The sequence below is a fragment of the Dyadobacter frigoris genome, from assembly GCF_005280585.1.
GTDB lineage: Bacteria > Bacteroidota > Bacteroidia > Cytophagales > Spirosomataceae > Dyadobacter > Dyadobacter frigoris.
The window spans coordinates 1-19,592 of the sequence record NZ_SZVO01000004.1; the positions used below are offsets into that span (position 1 = coordinate 1).

The following is a 19,592-nucleotide window of genomic DNA, read 5'->3' on the forward strand; positions in this document are numbered from 1 at the left end:
TGGAAGGGAGATGCACATTTTAAGGCTAAGGTACTATGGAGTGCCATTGCCTACAATGTGAGGGTGATGACATCGAAGTTAATTTTGCAACTATAAAACCAGCTAACTTGAGCCTTTAATGAGGCCCAAGGGATAACTACGTCCTGCAAAGCGAAAACGAGCATCAGAAATATATATTTTGCGCACAGCTCGTAAAAAAAGCAGCCAAACATCTAATAAGCCACCTGTCAAATCTGTTTAACCGTGCGAAATCATCACATTAGCTCGAAAACCTTACTGTATGGACAGACTCTAATTAATGTGGGGCTCGAACTGGTGATCACCTGGGTGAACAGGATCTTGTTTTTAAAACTGCTTGAAGCCCAGCTTGTAAGTTATCACAAAGGCGACGAAACATACGCTTTCCTGAATTTCAGGAAAATTAAAAATTATGATGACCTGAATAGTCTTTTCTTTTCGGTACTGGCGCGGCGGCAGGACAGCCGGGTGGAGGAAGTCAGGAAACAATTTGAAAAAATACCGTATCTGAATAGCTCACTTTTTGAAGTGACGGGCCTTGAAAACCAGGCCATCGTGATCAGTAATTTGCGGGACGAACGCACGCTTCCTGTCATTAGTGCAACAGTTTTGAAACAGGATTCGGGCAAGAAAAGGACCGGTTCACTCAACACCATTGAGTACCTGTTCGCTTTTATGGAATCCTACGATTTTAGTAGTGAAGGAAGTGAAGATATTCAGGAGGAGAACAAAACGCTGATCAATGCTTCTGTTTTGGGGTTGATATTTGAAAAAATAAACGGGTACAAAGATGGTTCCTTTTTTACCCCTGGTTTTATCACCATGTACATGTGCCGTGAAACGATCCGCCGCACGGTTGTTCAGAAAATAAATGAAAGGATCATCGCCGACGGTTATCCGAACATGCAGCCGTTGCAAACGCTTGATGACGTATATAATCAGATCGGTGAGAAGATTTCTAAAAATGCTGTTAACGAAGTGATTAACAGCATCAGGGTTTGTGATCCGGCTGTGGGCTCTGGTCATTTTCTCGTGTCGGCACTTAATGAAATTATTGCGGTCAAAAGTTACCTGAAAGTGTTGCAGGACAAAGATGGACTTTTGCTGAGAGATTATCATATCGAAGTGGAAAACGATGAGCTGACCGTGGCGGACGACGAGGGAAATGCTTTTGTCTACAAACCACACAATAAGGAAAGCCAGCGGATCCAGGAAACACTTTTCCACGAAAAGCAGATGATCATTGAAAATTGCCTTTTTGGTGTGGATATCAATCCTAACTCAGTAAAGATCTGTCGGCTGCGCTTATGGATCGAATTGTTAAAAAACGCCTATTACAGGGCGGACAGCCAATTTAAGGAACTTGAAACATTGCCTAACATAGATATCAATATCAAGTGTGGCAATAGCCTGATCAGCCGGTTTGGACTGGATGCAGACTTGAAACTGGCTTTAAAAAAGACGAAATGGAATATCGAAACCTATAAGTTGGCTGTACAAACGTACCGGAATGCGCAAAGCAAGGAGGAAAAACGCGAAATGGAACGGCTGATCGACGATATCAAGGGCAATTTCAGAAGCGAGATCCATAACAATGACCCGAAAGTGAGGCGGTTAAGCCGTCTTTCAGGTGAGCTGTATAATCTGCTCAACCAGAGCCAGTTGTTTGAACCCGGACGGGCGGAGAAAAAGCTTAAAAAACAGCAGCAGGAAAAACTTGAAAAGGAGATAACACTGCTGAGCACCGGCGTTGAGGAAATAAAAAGCAACAAAATTTATGAAAATGCCTTCGAATGGCGGTTCGAGTTTCCGGATGTGCTCAATGACGAAGGTGATTTTATGGGCTTCGATGTCGTGGTCGGAAACCCGCCTTATATCAGGCAGGAGGAGATCAGGGATCAGAAACCTTATTTGCAAGCCAATTACGAAACATTCGCGGGCACAGCAGATCTCTATGTATTTTTTGTAGAAAAAGGAATGAAGCTCTTAAAACAAGCAGGATTTTTTTGCTATATCCTGCCAAATAAATGGATGAAAGGCGGTTACGGGAAGGCTTTGCGGAATTATGCCGGTATGCAAAAGACGATTCAGATGGTTGATTTTGGCGACTTGCCGGTTTTTGATGAAGCGACAACCTATCCCAGCGTCTGGCTGATGCAAAGGGAAGAAATTACGGAGAATCGATTCCAGGCTGCTGTGGTAGATACTTTGAGTTATCCCAATGGCATTAGTTCCTATCTGACAGATCGCTGGATTTCTGTAAGCGGTGAGAGTCTTTCTGCGGAAGGCTGGAATCTGGTGGACAGTCGTCTGCAAAATTTGATTGGAAAAATCAAAGCGGCCGGGAAGCCCTTGGGTGATTATCTGAATGGTAAAATTTATCGTGGCGTTTTGACAGGCTTAATGAAGCTTTTGTGATTGATACCGGTACAAAAGACAGGTTAATCAGCGAGGACCCTAAAAGTGCTGAGATTATCAAGCCGTTTTTGGCAGGGAGAGATATCAAAAGATATCAGCAGCCTGTTAATGATAAGTGGCTGATTCTGATTCCATTTGGATTTACAAAAAAAATCGTTGGAAAGTTGCCAGAGGCGGAAGCTTTTCGTGAAATGAGTTCAGCATTCCCCGCCATTTTCAGTTTTTTGCAGGTACATGAATTAAAGGCAAAAGCGAGAGGAGACAAAGGAGATTATTGGTGGGAGTTGCGCCCCTGCGATTACTACAATGAATTTGAAAAGCCTAAAATACTGTATCAGGAAATTGCGGCATATTCTACTTTTGTTTACGACAGACAAGGACTTTACACAAACAATAAGTTGTTTCTGATTCCTACGGATGATGTTTCTTTACTGGGTTTTTTGAACAGTAAACTGGTATGGTTCTATCTAAATAACACAGCAAATGGATTAAGGGGAGCTTTGGCTCTGCAAAGTCCATATATTCTTGGGTTACCTGTTGCGGAAGCCTTGATAAATAATGCAGACATTTCCTTTACAGTCAATGCCATACTTGAAGCCAGGGAAAATAAATCATTGGATTCTACTACCGACCTCGAACCGCGGATCGATCATCTCATTTATCAGCTTTACGATCTGACGCCGGAGGAGGTTGCAATGGTGGGAGCTTAGACTTGATGGAGTCGTTGTTGTGTATTTTTAAAATAAGTATAGATTTGATGTTGCTGGATCCAAATTTTAGATAATAAGTAACCGTTTATAAGGAATTGGTAAATAATCATTGATTGTCTTTGAAGTCGTTTTCCATTAGCTAATCTTAGCCTTGAGAAGGTAACCTGGTTATCCATTGGCTTAAACCGTGCTGACTCCAAAGAAATGCCCGACCAAAGCAGTTATGCCCATGGCTGCGGTTCCCCAGAACGCGATCCGGGCTACTGCTATGCCGACCCTAGATCCTCCTGTTTTGGCCGCAAGAGCCCCTAAAACCATCAGGAAAATAATGGAGAAGCCATATTGATAGTATACCATGAAGGGTAATGGCGCCAGCATAGAAACAAGAAATGGCAACAAAGCCCCGAAGGTAAACGAGCCGAAAGATGCAAAAGCAGCCTGAAGGGGTTTTGCGGCAGTAATTTCATTTATGCCCAATTCGTCCCGTGTATGGGCTGCAAGCGCGTCATGTTTGGTAAGTTGCGAAGCGACTTTAAGGGCCAGGTCAGGATCAATACCGCGTGCGACGTATATGGCCGCAAGCTCTGCAAGCTCCGATTCTGGCATCTCCAGTAATTCACGCTTCTCTCTTGTAAGATCTGAACTTTCCGTATCTGCCTGTGAGCTCACCGACACATATTCTCCTGCCGCCATAGACATTGCTCCCGCCATAAGACCTGCAAGGGCGGCCAGGATGATAGCATTTCGTTCCGGATTAGCTGCCGCAACGCCGATAACGATACTGGTTGTAGACAGGATTCCGTCATTAGCTCCTAATACAGAAGCTCTTAACCATCCCATTCGTGTGACATAGTGTTTTTCAACAAAATTGCTCTCCATTTCAGTTGTTTTAATGGCAAGGTAGTATTTTTCTTGTGTGATTACCGAGCAGCCTCTATTATGTTTTCCGTTATATTCTGTTTGACTAATTCGTATATAAATGGCGATCAGGTATATAGGACCAATTTGAGCGGATGTCGGGTGGTTGAAAAACAACTCTGGCTTTCGTATATAAAGATAGTTACTGTCGAAGCCCGGATGTTACACCGAAAATGGTAATAGTTATACCAATCACATATTTCAGGAATTCGGCAGAATCACCGCAGTTGGATAGCCGTCTTTTCTCAGCTTTCCGGGTGTTCAGATCGTTCGCGCATTTAGTTTCATATATCGATCATCGCCACGGATTATGATTTTACATTAAATAATTCTGTCAGTTAACCTTATTCACACGTTGGATGGTGATCTTTTAACACTTGAAATACACTTAATCGAACTGTTTTAAAGTAAATGCAACAAAACTGCGTTGATGAATTATTTAAATCAGTGAATCATGCAAGGATCCGTATTTTGTTTGTAACAATCGAACAGCTTTATAAAATGAACTTTACAAACATTATTAATGCCTTCGAAAAGTGAGGATTTAATGCTGGGGTGAGCTCAACAGCTACAAGATCTTATCAGCGATCTTTATTTAATGACTGATTAGCACGACAAAATACTTTGTCATAAAAAAATAATCTTAAAATTTTGGTAACCCGACATAATGAATAACAATTTTTTAAATCTGTTTCTTAAGCGGTATCAGTGTTCGGCGGCTGGCCCGTTGTGGTCACCAGTTCGTCCGTCATTTTAGCTGTCACCTTTTCTTCGGCAATTGGTCTTTTTTTTGGTTGGTACCCTGCCCGGAAAGCAGCGGCGCTGAACCCGATTGAGGCTTTACGTTATGAATAATTGTACCTAATAATTAAGTAATGAAAACAATCATTCTCGGGGTCCTTTTATTACCGTTAGGAGTTCTGCTATTCATTTTTAATCAGTACGACTTTGTGACTTCCGGCAAGATTATCCATGTTGGTAATCTAAAAATAGCCCGCGAAAATGATCATCTGTTAGAATGGTCGCCCTGGTTGAGTATTGCCGTATCACTCGCCAGAGTATTTACAATGGCTATCGGAATCCTGAATCGAAAATAAAAAAACTTCACCATCTAATAAAACCAAAACCATGCTGCGATTAACAATCCCATTTTTTATGATCGGAAGCCTGTTGTCACAAGGTTGCGAGCGTAATAATAACACAAAGACTGAAAAAAATACCGACTTATCCATCGGGGAGGAATTAGTTAAAAGGGATACGACGATAAACATCGGTAACGCATATAATGATTTGTTTTTAGATAGCAGTGCTGTTGAGAAATTCATCCAAAGCCAGCAACTTAATGACTCTGTTTCCTTCGTCCTTCGTGGTTTTTACAATGCCCGTAACTTTGAATATGCCTGGTTTTGCACTGACGGGCTCATTGAGCAGTCGCTCAGCTTCCGGAGTTTGTACAAAACAGAAGACGATCCTGATTCCCTTAATAAGTCGCTGGAGACAAGGCTGGACCGTTTAAGGGTTAGTAAAGATAATTCGGTTAGTGCTGATGACCCGTTAACGATTAAGACGGAGTTACAACTGAGCTTGCAATTCATCCGTTATGCACTTGTTCATTTTAGGGACATGGGCATCAGTCCATCTTCCTTAGCTACTTTTATCCCCGTCAGAAAAAAGCAGGTTTTAGAGTTCGCCGACGAAATACTTGATTCGGGCAACACTGACAATAAAAATTACGCGGCCTTCAATATATCTTACGGTCTGTTGAAAGTTAAACTGGGACAATACAGAGCGATTAAAAACAATGGGGGCTGGCCGGTCTTAGGCACCGATGTAAAGAAATACCGTTTAGGGACCAATAACGACGAAGTTAGGGTTTTGAAAAAAAGACTTCAAATATCTGGTGAATTGGTCGCGACTGACACCACTGGAATATTCAGCCCGGAATTAGAAAGTGCGATCAATATCTACCAGTCAAACCAAGGAGAGAAACTAACCGGACAAATAAGCTTAAATCTGCTTAAAAATCTGAATATCCCCGTTGAGGCCCGAATTCAGCAAATCATCCTCAATATGCAGCGTATGCGGTGGATGCCAGACCAATCGGAAGCCCTGCTCATCAAAGTGAATATTCCCGAGTTCGTTGTTTATGTGGACAGTGCACAAAAGACTTTGTTTAAGATGGATGTTGTTGTTGGTGTACAAGGTCATAACACGACGATGTTTTCGGGAAATATCAATCAGGTTGTTTTTAGTCCTTATTGGAATATCCCACCCAGCATCGTCCGAAAGGAAATTATACCCGGACTGCGCCGGGACAAGAATTATTTAAAGAATAGAAACATGGAGCGTGTTGGCAGTTCCAGTTTCAGGCAGAAACCAGGGCCAAGGAATGCGCTTGGGAAAGTAAAATTTTTATTCCCGAACAGTTTTAATATCTACATGCACGATACGCCGCAAAAAGGTTTTTTTGACCGGGACAAAAGAAGTCTGAGTCATGGCTGTATACGGCTTAGTGATGCGCGGAAAATGGCCATTTACCTTTTACATAATTACCCGGAATGGACACCCGAAAAGATAGATAAAGCCATGGATAGCGGGCATGAAAGATTTGTTAAGCTGAAACCGACTGTACCGGTCATTATCACTTATTATACCGCCTGGGTTGATAAAAATGGCTCACTTCATTTTGCCAATGACATTTATCGACATGATAAAACCATGGCTAAAAAGATGTTTACCAATCCACAATAGACGTGTTGTACCTATGGTTGTTGAGTGTTTACTTGTCAGTAAACTGGCTGCTGACGGGGCGGGCATTTTGATATCTTACCTCCTAATAGTTAAGAACAGGATTTTGTCTTTTTGTTGAGAAATGATCTGTTCGTATAATTTTGTTTCCTGGCTTGGAATCCCATTATTGACAACATATCCGTTACCTGTCTGGTTATGCATTCCGTTGAAGATCATTTTCTCATTGAAATTGATAATATCTTCAACGGTCACTTTAAGAATTTCGGCTATTTTTTCCAATCTTGGATAAGTTATTTCTCACTCATTCCGTTCAATCTTATACATATCCGGCTTGAGTCATTTCTAGTTTTTGAGCCATGTACTCTTGGGTATAGTTTTTCAGCTCACGAATTTTCTTAATTTTTTCTCCGATTTCCATCCAGTTTTATTTTACCCAAAGTTGTAAATAAATCCCCACAGTTCTAAAAAGAATCATTACTAACTTATTACAACTCTACTTTTGTAAATAAGCTTACCTCAATTCGAGTAAGTAAAAACCTTTTAATCCGAATAATGATGACAGGATTCCCATAAGTTATTTTTTTCTTTTTGTAGATATGCCCAGAATGGTGTAAAGCGGACAATAATTTATCAATGAAGTCAAAAGCAACACCGCCCCAACGGCAATCAGCGCGATTCCCATTATGCCGGATGTTACACCTGTAAAATATAACACCGTAGCACCTACCGCCAATAACACACGTACTATTTTATCCGTATTTCCTAAGTTCGATTTCATGACAACCGGGTTTAATGATTTCAATAACGATTTTTTACAACATGGTACTTGGACACACATACTCCCTTATCTGAACAAGACCGGAGTTTTTAATGGCTTTAAAACCGCCCTGCACATCAATCAGATTGTCGTATCCTCTGGATTTGAGAATGGAATTGAATATCATTGACCGGTAGCCTCCTGCACAATGGACCAGGTAGGTTTTGTCTTTGCTGATCTCGGCGAGGTAATCATTCAGATAATCCAGTGGGATGTTTTCCGAGCCTACCACATGCTCAGAAAAATGCTCGCTTGCCTTGCGTACATCAAGCACTGTCAGGGAAGGGTTGTCTTTTATCCGCTCTGCCATTTCATTCGTAGTGATGGACTCGATTTGATCAATTTCCTTCCCTGCCTTTTTCCATGCTTCAAAACCGCCTTTCAGATGCCCGATCGTGTAATCGTACCCGACGCGCGCCAGCCTGGTTACCACCTCTTCTTCCCGGCCTTTGTCGGTAATTACCAATATTTTTTGTTTTATATCAGGAATCATGGCACCAACCCAGGGAGCAAAATTTCCGTCAATCCCGATATTGATTGAATTTGGGATAAAACCCTGGGCGAAAATCCGGGCTTCACGGGTATCGAGCATGACCGCATCGGTTTCGTTAGCGGCTGCTTCAAAGGCCTCGGGATCAAGCGCATGGTTTCCGCGTTCGAGTACTGTGTCAATACTGTCATATCCCCGGATGTTCATCATTACGTTTTCCGGAAAATATGCTGGCGGGGGCATCAGCCCATCGGTTATTTCTTTTACAAACTCTTCCTCAGTCATATCAGCACGTAAAGCATAGTTAAACAACTTTTGGTTGCCCAGCGTATCGGTTGTTTCTTTGCTCATATTTTTACCACATGCACTACCGGCTCCATGTGCAGGATATACAATGATATCGTCTTGCAGAGGCATGATTTTGGTCCGTAGGGACGTAAACAAATGCCTGGCCAGTTTGTCTTGGGTGAGCTCTGCCACTACTTTTTGTGCCAGATCCGGGCGTCCTACATCCCCGATAAACAAAGTATCGCCTGTGAAAATTGCTGTATCTTTTCCGTTCTCATCAGTGAGCAAAAAGCAGGTGCTCTCCATCGTGTGTCCGGGTGTATGCAGGACTTTAAGCGAAATATTCCCAACTTTCAGTATTTCGCCATCCTGGGCCACATGAGCTGCAAAAGCTGGTTTGGCAGTTGGTCCAAAGACAATCTCGGCACCGGTTTTCTCAGCCAGATCAATGTGGCCAGAGACAAAATCGGCATGGAAGTGCGTTTCGAGCACATACTTGATTGTGGCCCCATCTTTTTCGGCACGGGTAATATAAGGTTCTACTTCGCGAAGCGGGTCAATCACGACTGCCTCTCCATTGCTTTCAATATAATATGCGCCTTGTGCCAGGCAGCCTGTATAAATTTGTTCGATTCGCATAGCCTTTTTGATTTTGATTTTCTAAATGAACAATACAAATTTCGCAAGTACTATGAGCCCGATCAGTGATATTTGTCACGTATGGAAAAAGTTTTTTGTTACTGTAAATGAATATGTTTGTTTTATCGCTAGGTGAAGCTCAAATGAGCTAATTGCTCATTCATTATTGGAAGCAGGTTATAACTTGTTCTTTTCCGATGATCAGACTGATAAAAGAATTCAATGTGACAAAAGTCACGAACAATATCATCTCAGATACGATAATTTGTCCTTTCACAAATAAGAGCTTCAAACGGCATCTCAGAATAGGATATGGAAAAATTAAAAAATAAGTTACCGGTGTTTTGTCTCGGTATGTATCCTGCCAGCAGGCAGAATGAGCCATTTTATATGATCAGGCTTGAAGAATTAGCAAAAACAGTTGATGGTGTAGATCGTCCACATTCACATTCTTTTTATATGCTGATGATTGTCCTGAATGGTTCTGGTAAGCATCATATTGATCTTCATACATATTATATTGAAAAAGGTCAGGTTTACTTTCTTAGCCCGGGCCAGGTTCATAGCTGGGAACTGAGTGATGATATTGTTGGATACAGCCTCTTTTTTGAAAGCAATTTTCTTACCAACCAGTATCCTGAACGCCTTTATACCTATTCGTTTTTTAATTCAAATGGCCAGTCACCGCTTATAAAGCTGAAAGAAGAAACGGAATTGGTTTCACTATTGTTTCAGCAGGCTTACAGAGAATTTGAAAACCATCAGGCGCGTAGAAATCAAGTTATTTTATCGTTTCTGAACATACTCCTGGAAAAGGCGGACCGTATCTATCTTAAACAATTTTCGGCTCATGTAAATCTTCCGGGGCATGCACTTGTGCGGCGTTATGAACAGGAGATCAATCGCCATTTTTTGAACCACAAAGATGTAAAGTACTATGCAAATCTTCTAAGCATCACCCCCAATCATCTAAATTTCCTTTGCAAGAGCATCCTGGACAAAACGGCAAGTCAGCTGATTTATGAACGGGTAGGGGCAGAAGCGCAGCGTTTGTTAAGCCACACAACTGCAAGTATCAAAGAAATTGCTACGGATCTTAATTTTGAGGATTCATCCTACTTTAACCGCTTTTTTAAAAAACAGTTCGGAATATCCCCGTCTGAATTCAGACATGTTTTGTTGTAATCGTTGATATGTGCCGAAGATGGCATTATTTGGCTATATGATCTGGCCGTTATAGCAGATAATTTTGATATCGCTATCAAAGACACAGATTAAGATGCAGAACCAAGAAAACATTATTACAACATCTGAAGCATTGGGTGAGAGTGCTCATCATTCACAGAGCTTCTGGTCCAGGTATATTTTTAGTACAGATCATAAAGTAATCGCCAAACAATTCCTTTTTTCTGGAATTTTCTGGGCACTGACTGGAGGGGCTGCTTCTATGATCATCAGACTTCAGTTAGGATTTCCTACAATGAATCTGGGGTGGCTAAGACCAGTTTTAGGGAAATGGATTAGCGACGGGGGAAAACTTGACCCATCAATGTATCTGGGCCTTGTTACCATGCACGGGGCGATTATGATGTTTTTCGTGCTGACAGCAGGGTTGAGCGGGACATTCAGTAATCTGCTTATCCCGCTTCAAATCGGAGCACGTGACATGGCTTCCGGTTTTATGAACATGCTTTCCTACTGGTTTTTCTTTGCGGCCAGCGTTGTTTTATTTTCTTCCTTTTTTCTTCAAACAGGTCCTGCTATGGGCGGTTGGACGGTTTACCCGCCTTTAAGCGCGATGCCGCAGGCCATTTCAGGCTCAGGCATGGGAATGTCTCTGTATCTTCTATCGTTCGCTCTGTTTGTGATTTCAACTCTTTTAGGATCCATTAATTATATTACGACCGTCATAAACCTGAGAACCAGGGGGATGTCTTTTAATCGGTTACCGCTGACAATATGGTCATTTTTAATTACGGCTGTCATCGGGTTAATGTCCTTTCCTGTTTTGTTATCCGCATTTTTGCTTCTTTTCATGGACCGAAGTTTTGGGACCAGTTTTTTTCTTTCGGATATATATATAAACGGGCAGGCACTACCTAACGTTGGTGGATCTCCGATTCTGTATCAGCATTTATTCTGGTTTCTTGGTCACCCCGAGGTTTATATTATTTTCCTGCCTGCACTTGGCCTTACCTCGGATATCATTGCTACCAATTCGCGAAAGCCGATTTTTGGTTACAGGGCAATGATCGCCTCGATGATGGCCATCATGTTTTTATCATTTATTGTCTGGGCCCACCATATGTTTGTAACCGGAATGAACCCGTTCCTTGGATCCGTATTCATGTTTCTGACCCTTATCATTGCGGTTCCATCCGCAGTTAAGGGATTCAATTACATTACTACGCTATGGCGGGGAAATATCATTTTTACGCCAGCGATGCTTTTTTCAATAGGCATGGTATCATTCCTGTTTTCGGGAGGTGTCACAGGCGCGATACTTGGAAACTCGGCACTGGACATACAGCTGCACGATACTTATTTTGTCGTAGCTCACTTTCACCTGATTATGGGGTCTGCATCTTTCTTTGGCATGATGGCAGGTATCTATCACTGGTTTCCAAAGATGTTTGGGCGGATGATGAACAGAACATTAGGCCAGATTCATTTCTGGATCACTTTCGCCGGCGTATATATGACATTTATCCCGATGCATTATTTGGGAATTGCCGGATTCCCGCGCCGTTATTATGCATTTACCAGCTATGATTTTACAACGAAATTTGTTGATATGAATGCCTTTATCAGTGTTGCGGCCATTCTGACTTTTATAGCGCAGTTTATTTTTCTGTACAATTTTATCAAAAGCATTTTTTACGGAAAAAGGGCATCGCTAAATCCATGGAACTCAAACACCCTGGAATGGACAACGCCGTTGGTGCCCGGTCATGGAAACTGGCCTGGGAAAATCCCTTTTATTTACCGCTGGCCGTATGATTATAGTAAGCCTGGTGCCGAAAAAGATTTTATTCCGCAAAACATTCCTTACTCTCAGACGCCAAGCTCAAACTTTCCTCATGAAAACGAGTTGATCAAGACAGAGGAGCAATTGATTACCAATTTTGTAATCAAAGAAGAACATTAAAAGTCAAGTTTGTATTTTATTTATATATCCGGAGAGCACTTTTGTTGCCTTCGGATATTTTGGTTTTATCAGGAGTTTAGGCTTTCCGGCCATAAGAAATGAACTATGTGACAAAAGTCACTTTATCGAAGCGGTGAAAGTACGTGCTTTGCATGATTAAAATATTACTATGGAAATTTTAGCTTACATAGCCTCTGTACTTATTGGTATTTCACTTGGTCTGATCGGCGGGGGAGGGTCTATTCTGACCGTACCTGTGCTGGTGTATATGTTCGGGATCTCGCCACTTTTGTCGACATCTTATTCGCTGTTTATTGTAGGTTCAACAAGTCTGATTGGTGCATTCAGCAGTTATAAAAATGGGGCTGTCAGTGTGCGTACCGCGCTTTTATTTGGCGTGTCTTCTATAACGACTGTGTTTGTGACCAGAAAATTTCTGATCCCGTTGATTCCAAAACAGCTGTTTAAAATTGGTGATTTCCAGGTAACCGAACCGATTTTAACGATGATCCTGTTTGCATTGTTGATGATGGCAGCCTCATTTGGTATGATCAAAAGCGATTCACAGAAAACAGAGAATCCGGAAAAAGCAGGAGATAATCATATCAAACTTTTTGTGTTTGGTGTCGGAATCGGCTTGACAACAGGCCTTCTTGGTGCAGGTGGTGGTTTTTTATTGATCCCCACACTTGTCCTGCTTTTGGGAATGCCCATGAAAAAGGCCGTGGGCACCTCACTTCTGATCATCGCCTTGAATTCCTTAATCGGCTTTGCAGGAGATATAGGACATTTTGAAATTGACTGGCCTTTTCTTTTGAGAATCACCGGAATTGCTATTGCCGGCATCGTATTTGGAGGCATGATAGGTAAGCATATCAATTCAGATCAGTTGAAAAAGGGGTTCGGGTGGTTCATACTGGTGATGGGAATCTATATTATTACTCATGAGATCATAGCGCTGTAATCTGAATGAGAAAACTCAAAGATATGGTATTTGTCGGTGTTCAGCTTGTGTTGTTTGGCCTGTATGCTTTCATGCCGTCAATACTGATATTTTCAGTGAACAGGTTTGGCGAAATTGCAGGCGGGCTTCTGGCGCTTACCGGTCTGGTCATAATATTGACAGCGGTATATCAGATCAGAAGGAGCCTGACCCCTTTTCCATCTCCTGTAAAAAACGGGCAACTCATCACCTCGGGATTGTACCGGTACATACGCCACCCGATTTACTCAGGTATCATTCTGGCTTCGGCCGGTTATGGTCTTCATACTGCCGATACAATTAAACTTATCATTGCCCTGGTTCTTTGGCTGCTTTTTTATTTAAAATCAAAATATGAAGAAAGAATGCTGATGGCTTTTTATGACGATTACAGTCGGTACAGCAGCCGTACCTACCGATTTTTCCCATTTTTATAAACAACTTTCAAGAAACCAAAAACAATATGTTAGAATTGATAAGACAACCCTGGCCGTGGTATTTCTCAGGCTTTGCCATCAGTCTGATCATGGTCATGCTTTTATATTTTGGAAAATCCTTCGGGTTTTCGTCCAACCTCAGAACGATCTGTGCCATTTCCGGAGCGGGGCATAAAGTTAAATTTTTTGATTTTAACTGGCGCAAGGAAATATGGAACCTGTTGTTTTTAGTGGGATCAATAATCGGGGGCTACATTGTTTCCCAATGGTTAAGCAGTCCTTATCCGCTGCAATTGTCGGCTTCCACGATAAATGATCTGAAAGGGCTGGGCATCCATGTTGACGGAGGCCTTAATCCCTCACAGCTTTTTGGCAAAGATTTCGCCACTTCTCCAAAAGGATTTTTCATCTTATTGACCGGAGGAGCACTCGTTGGTTTTGGCTCACGGTATGCTGGCGGCTGCACGTCTGGACACGCCATCAGCGGGCTTTCCAATTTACAGGTTCCTTCCCTTGTTGCTGTGATAGGGTTTTTTATTGGTGGCCTTGTGATGACTCATTTTCTTTTCCCGTTAATTTTTTAAGATTATGAAAGGTTTAAAATTTATTTTGACTGGTATTCTTTTCGGTGTGATCATGGCCAAATCCGAGGCTGTTTCCTGGTACCGCATCCAGGAAATGTTCAGGTTCCAATCTTTTCAAATGTATGGAATCATCGGAACGGCAGTCGTACTAGGAACCATTTTTGTATATATGATCAAAAAATTCAACATCAAAGATTTCAGCGGGGAACCGATTGAATTTAAGGATAAAGACAAAAACTGGTTGCGTTATTTGATTGGCGGATCGATATTCGGATTGGGCTGGGCGTTGACAGGCGCATGCCCGGGGCCCATGTTTGTCAATCTGGGTTATGGTTACTGGCCGATGCTCATTGTTATTGCAGGGGCCCTTGGCGGAACTTATGCCTATGGAATAGTTAAAACATGGCTTCCGCACTAAAAATAGCATAGTGAAATGTGGTTTTTATAGCATTATACTTTGAAAAATTTATATTGGCTTATGTGACATAAGTCACCGTCAGGCGATCAGACTGTTGGTAGATTTGGTATATAAATTAAACCAACGACAATGAAAACGAACATGGGAATATTTGACCGGGTTTTGCGGATGCTGATTGCAGTCGCTATTGTGATCCTTTATTTCACCCATTTCATTTCGGGTACCGTAGCGGTGGTTCTTCTGGTTGTGACTGGCATTTTTATCCTCACAAGCTTTATCGGTTTTTGCCCATTGTATAGAACATTCGGTCTTCACACAAACAAATCAATAACATAATGAAAAATCACTTTCAGATTTTGGTTGTCGGAGGCGGTAACGGGGGGATTTCAGTTGCAGCCCGGTTATTGAACCATGATAGTAAGCTTGATATTGGCATCATTGAACCGTCGGATAAACATTATTACCAGCCTGCGTGGACCCTGGTGGGTGGGGGTGCGTACGATATAGACAAAACGGTCCGGGATCAGGCAGAATGCATGCCACAGAAAGCGCACTGGATCAAAGACCGGGTCGTGACTTTTGAGCCGGACCAGAACGCACTTAACTGTGCGGGAAATGGTAGAATTACCTACGATTATCTGGTGGTAGCACCCGGTATTCAGCTGGACTGGGGCAAAATCAAGGGGCTCAGGGAGAATCTGGGTCAGTTTGGTGTATGCAGCAATTATACTTTTGCGTCTGCACCCTACACCTGGCAGACATTACGCAGTATCAAGCGCCCGGTTAAAGCCATATTTACGGCACCCAACACGCCGGTAAAATGCGGCGGAGCTCCGCAAAAAATTATGTACCTGGCCGCGGATTACCTTAAAAAACAGGGTCTTCTATCAAAGTCTGAGGTGCACTTTTACAGTGGCGGTGGGGTAATATTCGGTGTGAAAAAATACGCTGATGTGCTAAATCAGGTGGTGGCAAATTACGGAATACACACGCATTTTAATCACAACCTGACTGAAATAGACGGCCGCAACCAGATGGCTTTTTTTGAAACCAGGGATCAGGACGGAGAAATCCGGCAGGTGGTCCAGAAATTTGATATGCTGCACGTAACGCCCCCGCAATCAGCACCTGATTTCATAAAAAACAGTCCTTTGGCAGTTATTGGTAACCCCCTTGGCTGGGTTGACCTGAATAAGGATACTTTGCAGCACAACCGATACAGGAATGTTTTTGGCCTGGGCGATGCAGGTAGTACCCCCAATTCCAAAACGGGCGCAGCCATTCGTAAGCAGGCACCAGTAGTGGTCAAGAACCTGCTCGCGCTGATGAAGGGACAGACCATTGGTGAGGTTTATACAGGGTACGGTTCTTGCCCGCTTGTTACGGGTTACGGCAAGCTGGTGCTGGCCGAATTTGATTATAATAACAATCCCATGGAAACCTTTCCATTTAATCAGGCCAGGGAAAGATATAGTATGTGGCTTCTTAAGACCAAAGTGCTCCCATGGCTTTACTGGAATAAAATTTTAAAAGGAACAGCTTAATTGCAAAAAAAAGTATTTTATGAAGATCCAACAGTTTGAAGATAAATTTCTGGCGCATTACAGTTATGCCATTCTGAGCGAGTGTGAATCCAAAGTGGTATTGATCGATCCGGGACGCAATCCGGAGCCGTATTATGATTTTGCAAAAGAGCATCAGGCAGAGATTATCGCCGTGATAGAAACGCATTCCCATGCCGATTTTGTCAGCAGTCATCTGGAGATTGCGCAGACGACCGGTGCTGCCGTTTATGCGAGTAAAAAAATTGAGGCTGCATATAAGCTGACGCCTTTTGACCAGGGAGATGTGCTGGCCTTTGGAAAGATTGTCTTGAAGGCCATCAACACGCCCGGCCATTCGGATGACAGCATATCGGTTCTTTTAGAGCATGATGGTAAGCCTAAATATTTGTTCAGCGGGGACACACTGTTCATTGGAGATTGTGGCCGACCGGATTTGAGAGAGTCTGGCGGAAATATGGACGCGCAAAGAGAAAAGCTGGCGGCCAAAATGTATTATTCACTTCGAGACAAACTGATGCTTTTGCCTGATGATGTGATCCTGTATCCGGCCCATGGCGCGGGCACTTTATGCGGAAAAGCGCTGAGTGATGCGGCAAGCAGCACGATGGGAGAGCAAAAGGCAGAAAACTGGTCACTTCAACCCATGAGCGAAGAGGCTTTTGTAAAGGAGCTGACATCTGACCAGCCTTTTATCCCGGCCTATTTTCCTTTCGATGTTCAGCTCAATAAAAAAGGCGCATCCGGATTTGTGGAAAGTACCGCCAAGGTGAAGGTGTCGGATTCAATAACGGGTCAGCTGGCTACCGGTATTTGGATTGTAGACAGCCGTAGCCAGCAGGATTTTAAAAAGGGACATCTGGCCGGATCGATCAATATCATGGATGGAACCAAGTTTGAGACCTGGCTTGGAAGTGTGATCAATCCTTCGGAGGAATTTTATCTGGCTGCCCAGGATATCGAAACTTTGGAGAGGCTTATCAGGCGCACTGCATCCATTGGATACGAAACCAAGATCAGGGAAGCTTTTGTGTTAAAAAGTGGGGAACAGACCATGCAGCCTTTGGATCTGGAAGATTTTAAAGAAAACCAGGACCAGTATACGATTGTTGATATACGGAACACCTCGGAAGTATCGGCGAATAAAATTTTCAAAAGCAGTATCGCAATCCCGCTGGCTGATTTAAGAAGCAGGATTAACGAAATACCTCTTGATAAACCGATTGCTGTACATTGTGCGGGCGGATACCGGAGTGCTATTGGCAGTTCACTGATCGCTTCTTTGATCGGTGAGGACAAAGCCGTATTTGACATCGGCGAGCACATCAAAGAATTTGATCAGCAGCTGGCTGTTCACTAAGGATAAAATCTGATGGCATATTTTTTTTCAAAATAAACATCCTGTTGATTCACTAAAACCCTGATCGTTTGCGTTAGTATGATTACAGCAAGCGGTTAGGAATTGTAATCTGATTCTTTTATACTTTGCCTTGATAATATTTACAGTGAAACAATACCGTCAAAAACATGAAATTCAAGGATGCAAGCCTGTCAGGGCCGTAGTCTTCTTGTTTTTTGCTTTGTTTTTATTGTCTAACTGTCAGGTCAAGAAATCGCTGAGCGAGGCGCTTCTGGATCAGTCCGGTGCAGGGCACACAGCGGAAAGAATTGACAAGGGATTGCCGGTTTCGGCAAAAGTTATTGAAAATGAGCCCTGTGCTTATCAAAAAAGCTCAGCCTATTCTGATCCGGATCTTCATACTGTATCAGAGACTGTCACGCTGCCGTCCGCTTCACTTTTTTTACTTTCCTATTTACCATTTCTGCTGATTTTTGACGGATTTTCGGGTGACGACCATTTCCCTTTGACAAATCTGTTTAAAGTTTTACCTGCCGTAAGCGGCAGTCCTATCTACATCAAAAACAGATATCTTCTGATTTGAGCCTTCTTGTTTTTTCTGATTTTAATATGCACGTCCGGGTTGTATAAGCCTGTGTTTGTGGTTGTTACATTTTAAACAGATTAAATATGATAAAGCATAAGCTTTGTCTGTCAGGCCTTTTATTAGTGCTTGTCAGTCCTTCTTTGCATGCACAAACCGGTCTGAGACTTTCCGAAATCTGGGACATGACCCTTTCGGATTACCCGGGGATAGACTTGAAAAAGGCGCAGCTGGAGGAGTCCCGGATTGTAAAGAAGCTTACCAGAAATAATAATTATTTTCCCTCCGTGCAATTGCAGCTCCAGAATTCGATGGGGAGCTACCAGAGCAGCAGCGGCTCCTTTTTCCCATTGCCGGGCGTGATCAACACCAATGGCAGGGCTTCCACGGTCGCCGGACAACCTTCAGCGGCGTTTAATACTTTCGGTTCGGTAGTGGCCGACTGGAAATTTTTTGAGTTTGGCCGCAAAACATTAGTCATGAAGGCCGCTGATCAGGGAATTGAGCGTGCAACGAGTGATCTGGATGCGCAGCAACTGAAACTCAGGACCCGGTCTACCCGGCTGTATCTGAATATACTAAACAGTAAAATAAATTTGCTCTGGGCCTTAGAAAACGCAGCGAGGACAAAGCAGATCTTTGAATTGTCCGCCAGTTTATCGGCTGCCGGCTTAAAACCGGGGGCGGATAGTTCTCTGGCTCTCTCGTCCTATCTCCAGACACTTTCCGCCCAGGAGTTGTGGACGGCAAAGCTTGGATCAGATCTGACGGATTTGAAAGCGCTGGCCCTGAAAGCCGATACAGCGCAGGGGCTGGCTTACGGGCCCTACTTAAATGCTGCGACTATCAGGGATGACCAGGTTCAGATTATCATGAATCACCCATATTTGCAGGTGCTGGAAAGTACCATAGAATATGGCCAGACCCAGGCAGCACTGGCGGGTCGCCGGGCATTTCCAACGGTTTCAGCAATCGGAGGACTTGCGCTTAGAGGTAGTGGTATCGGGCCTGACGGGCTCGTCGACAACCGCCTGGCGGCGGGCTATAACAATGGGTCTGCGAATTATCTGGTCGGAATTGCCGTAACTTTTAATATTACAGATGCATTTAACAGCGGTTTAGAAAATAAACGTATAACGCAGAGAGTCAGGGCTGATCAGGCAAATTATGCCATGCAGAAACTGGATCTGGAAACAAATCTGAGCTCGGTAACCAAGCGTATCGCGGGGCAAAAAAAGCAGATTACAAACGTTACAGCAGCTGTCAAAAATGCCCGGCTTGCGTATGATCTGTATATGTCAAGATACGAAAGCGGACTGATCAGCCTGACAGAATTATTACAGATACAGTCCATTTTACAGCAGGCCGAAAAAACCAATATCGATGCCCATCAGCAATTATGGGAACAGATCCTGGTGGAATCTGAGGCAACTGGCGATTTTTCCTATCTGCAAAACCAATTTAATTAG

Annotated in this window: 20 protein-coding genes; 15 read left to right on the plus strand and 5 right to left on the minus strand. The window is 43.0% G+C overall.

Going from position 1 to position 19,592, the window contains the following annotated elements:
• Positions 1 to 243: 243 nt before the first annotated feature.
• On the plus strand, positions 244 to 2,436 hold the full coding sequence (locus tag FDK13_RS09255) for a type IIG restriction enzyme/methyltransferase (RefSeq protein WP_137339722.1): 2,193 nt from the start codon (positions 244 to 246) through the stop codon (positions 2,434 to 2,436).
• The gene (locus tag FDK13_RS09260) at positions 2,433 to 3,146 is read left to right on the plus strand and encodes a TaqI-like C-terminal specificity domain-containing protein (protein ID WP_137339723.1); all 714 of its coding nucleotides are present in this window, start codon (positions 2,433 to 2,435) and stop codon (positions 3,144 to 3,146) included. The genes FDK13_RS09255 and FDK13_RS09260 overlap by 4 nt, the downstream gene beginning before the upstream one ends.
• Positions 3,147 to 3,326: 180 nt before the next feature.
• Here FDK13_RS09260 and FDK13_RS09265 read toward each other — a convergent pair whose 3' ends face one another.
• Positions 3,327 to 3,986: a VIT1/CCC1 transporter family protein gene (locus tag FDK13_RS09265; RefSeq protein ID WP_229215980.1), complete on the minus strand. Its 660-nt coding sequence runs from the start codon at positions 3,984 to 3,986 to the stop codon at positions 3,327 to 3,329.
• Positions 3,987 to 4,939: 953 nt separating this feature from the next.
• Here FDK13_RS09265 and FDK13_RS09275 point away from each other — a divergent pair.
• Both FDK13_RS09275 and FDK13_RS09280 read left to right on the plus strand, forming a co-directional pair.
• Complete coding sequence (locus FDK13_RS09275; protein ID WP_137339724.1) at positions 4,940 to 5,161, plus strand: hypothetical protein; 222 nt, start codon at positions 4,940 to 4,942, stop codon at positions 5,159 to 5,161.
• Between the two features lie 31 nt (positions 5,162 to 5,192).
• Positions 5,193 to 6,815 carry a L,D-transpeptidase family protein gene (locus tag FDK13_RS09280; RefSeq protein ID WP_137339725.1) on the plus strand — a complete coding sequence of 541 codons (1,623 nt, stop codon included), beginning with the start codon at positions 5,193 to 5,195 and terminating at the stop codon, positions 6,813 to 6,815.
• 75 nt (positions 6,816 to 6,890) lie between these two features.
• Here the strand turns inward: FDK13_RS09280 and FDK13_RS36065 are convergent, their stop codons facing one another.
• From FDK13_RS36065 to FDK13_RS09295, 4 genes are all read right to left on the minus strand, one after another.
• Positions 6,891 to 7,094: a hypothetical protein gene (locus FDK13_RS36065; protein ID WP_229215981.1), complete on the minus strand. Its 204-nt coding sequence runs from the start codon at positions 7,092 to 7,094 to the stop codon at positions 6,891 to 6,893.
• A gap of 37 nt (positions 7,095 to 7,131) precedes the next feature.
• Complete coding sequence (locus FDK13_RS36070) at positions 7,132 to 7,233, minus strand: helix-turn-helix domain-containing protein (protein ID WP_229215982.1); 102 nt, start codon at positions 7,231 to 7,233, stop codon at positions 7,132 to 7,134.
• A gap of 156 nt (positions 7,234 to 7,389) precedes the next feature.
• Positions 7,390 to 7,593: a YgaP family membrane protein gene (locus FDK13_RS09290; protein ID WP_137339726.1), complete on the minus strand. Its 204-nt coding sequence runs from the start codon at positions 7,591 to 7,593 to the stop codon at positions 7,390 to 7,392.
• Between the two features lie 34 nt (positions 7,594 to 7,627).
• Complete coding sequence (locus FDK13_RS09295) at positions 7,628 to 9,049, minus strand: MBL fold metallo-hydrolase (protein ID WP_137339727.1); 1,422 nt, start codon at positions 9,047 to 9,049, stop codon at positions 7,628 to 7,630.
• Positions 9,050 to 9,361: 312 nt separating this feature from the next.
• Here FDK13_RS09295 and FDK13_RS09300 point away from each other — a divergent pair, with 312 nt between their 5' ends.
• From FDK13_RS09300 to FDK13_RS09350, 11 genes are all read left to right on the plus strand, one after another.
• Positions 9,362 to 10,234 (plus strand): AraC family transcriptional regulator, encoded by an 873-nt coding sequence (locus FDK13_RS09300; protein ID WP_137339728.1) that lies wholly within the window; start codon positions 9,362 to 9,364, stop codon positions 10,232 to 10,234.
• 94 nt (positions 10,235 to 10,328) lie between these two features.
• Positions 10,329 to 12,197, plus strand: coding sequence for a cytochrome c oxidase subunit I (locus FDK13_RS09305; RefSeq protein ID WP_137339729.1), 1,869 nt, complete (start codon positions 10,329 to 10,331; stop codon positions 12,195 to 12,197).
• A 169-nt stretch (positions 12,198 to 12,366) separates the two neighbouring features.
• The gene (locus FDK13_RS09310; protein WP_137339730.1) at positions 12,367 to 13,161 is read left to right on the plus strand and encodes a sulfite exporter TauE/SafE family protein; all 795 of its coding nucleotides are present in this window, start codon (positions 12,367 to 12,369) and stop codon (positions 13,159 to 13,161) included.
• 5 nt (positions 13,162 to 13,166) lie between these two features.
• Positions 13,167 to 13,616, plus strand: a complete 450-nt coding sequence (locus tag FDK13_RS09315) for a methyltransferase family protein (protein ID WP_137339731.1) — start codon at positions 13,167 to 13,169, stop codon at positions 13,614 to 13,616.
• A 26-nt stretch (positions 13,617 to 13,642) separates the two neighbouring features.
• Entirely contained in the window at positions 13,643 to 14,200 is a 558-nt protein-coding gene (locus FDK13_RS09320) for a YeeE/YedE family protein (RefSeq protein ID WP_137339732.1), read from the plus strand.
• A gap of 4 nt (positions 14,201 to 14,204) precedes the next feature.
• Positions 14,205 to 14,618 (plus strand): DUF6691 family protein, encoded by a 414-nt coding sequence (locus FDK13_RS09325; protein ID WP_137339733.1) that lies wholly within the window; start codon positions 14,205 to 14,207, stop codon positions 14,616 to 14,618.
• A 129-nt stretch (positions 14,619 to 14,747) separates the two neighbouring features.
• Positions 14,748 to 14,954 carry a YgaP family membrane protein gene (locus FDK13_RS09330; protein WP_137339734.1) on the plus strand — a complete coding sequence of 69 codons (207 nt, stop codon included), beginning with the start codon at positions 14,748 to 14,750 and terminating at the stop codon, positions 14,952 to 14,954.
• Positions 14,954 to 16,162, plus strand: a complete 1,209-nt coding sequence (locus FDK13_RS09335; RefSeq protein WP_137339735.1) for an NAD(P)/FAD-dependent oxidoreductase — start codon at positions 14,954 to 14,956, stop codon at positions 16,160 to 16,162. Before FDK13_RS09330 ends, FDK13_RS09335 begins: the two co-directional genes overlap by 1 nt.
• A 19-nt stretch (positions 16,163 to 16,181) precedes the next feature.
• Entirely contained in the window at positions 16,182 to 17,540 is a 1,359-nt protein-coding gene (locus tag FDK13_RS09340) for an MBL fold metallo-hydrolase (RefSeq protein WP_137339736.1), read from the plus strand.
• A 145-nt stretch (positions 17,541 to 17,685) separates the two neighbouring features.
• Positions 17,686 to 18,123: a hypothetical protein gene (locus FDK13_RS09345; protein WP_137339737.1), complete on the plus strand. Its 438-nt coding sequence runs from the start codon at positions 17,686 to 17,688 to the stop codon at positions 18,121 to 18,123.
• Between the two features lie 86 nt (positions 18,124 to 18,209).
• A complete protein-coding gene (locus FDK13_RS09350; protein WP_137339738.1) occupies positions 18,210 to 19,592 on the plus strand; it encodes a TolC family protein in 1,383 nt (460 codons plus the stop codon).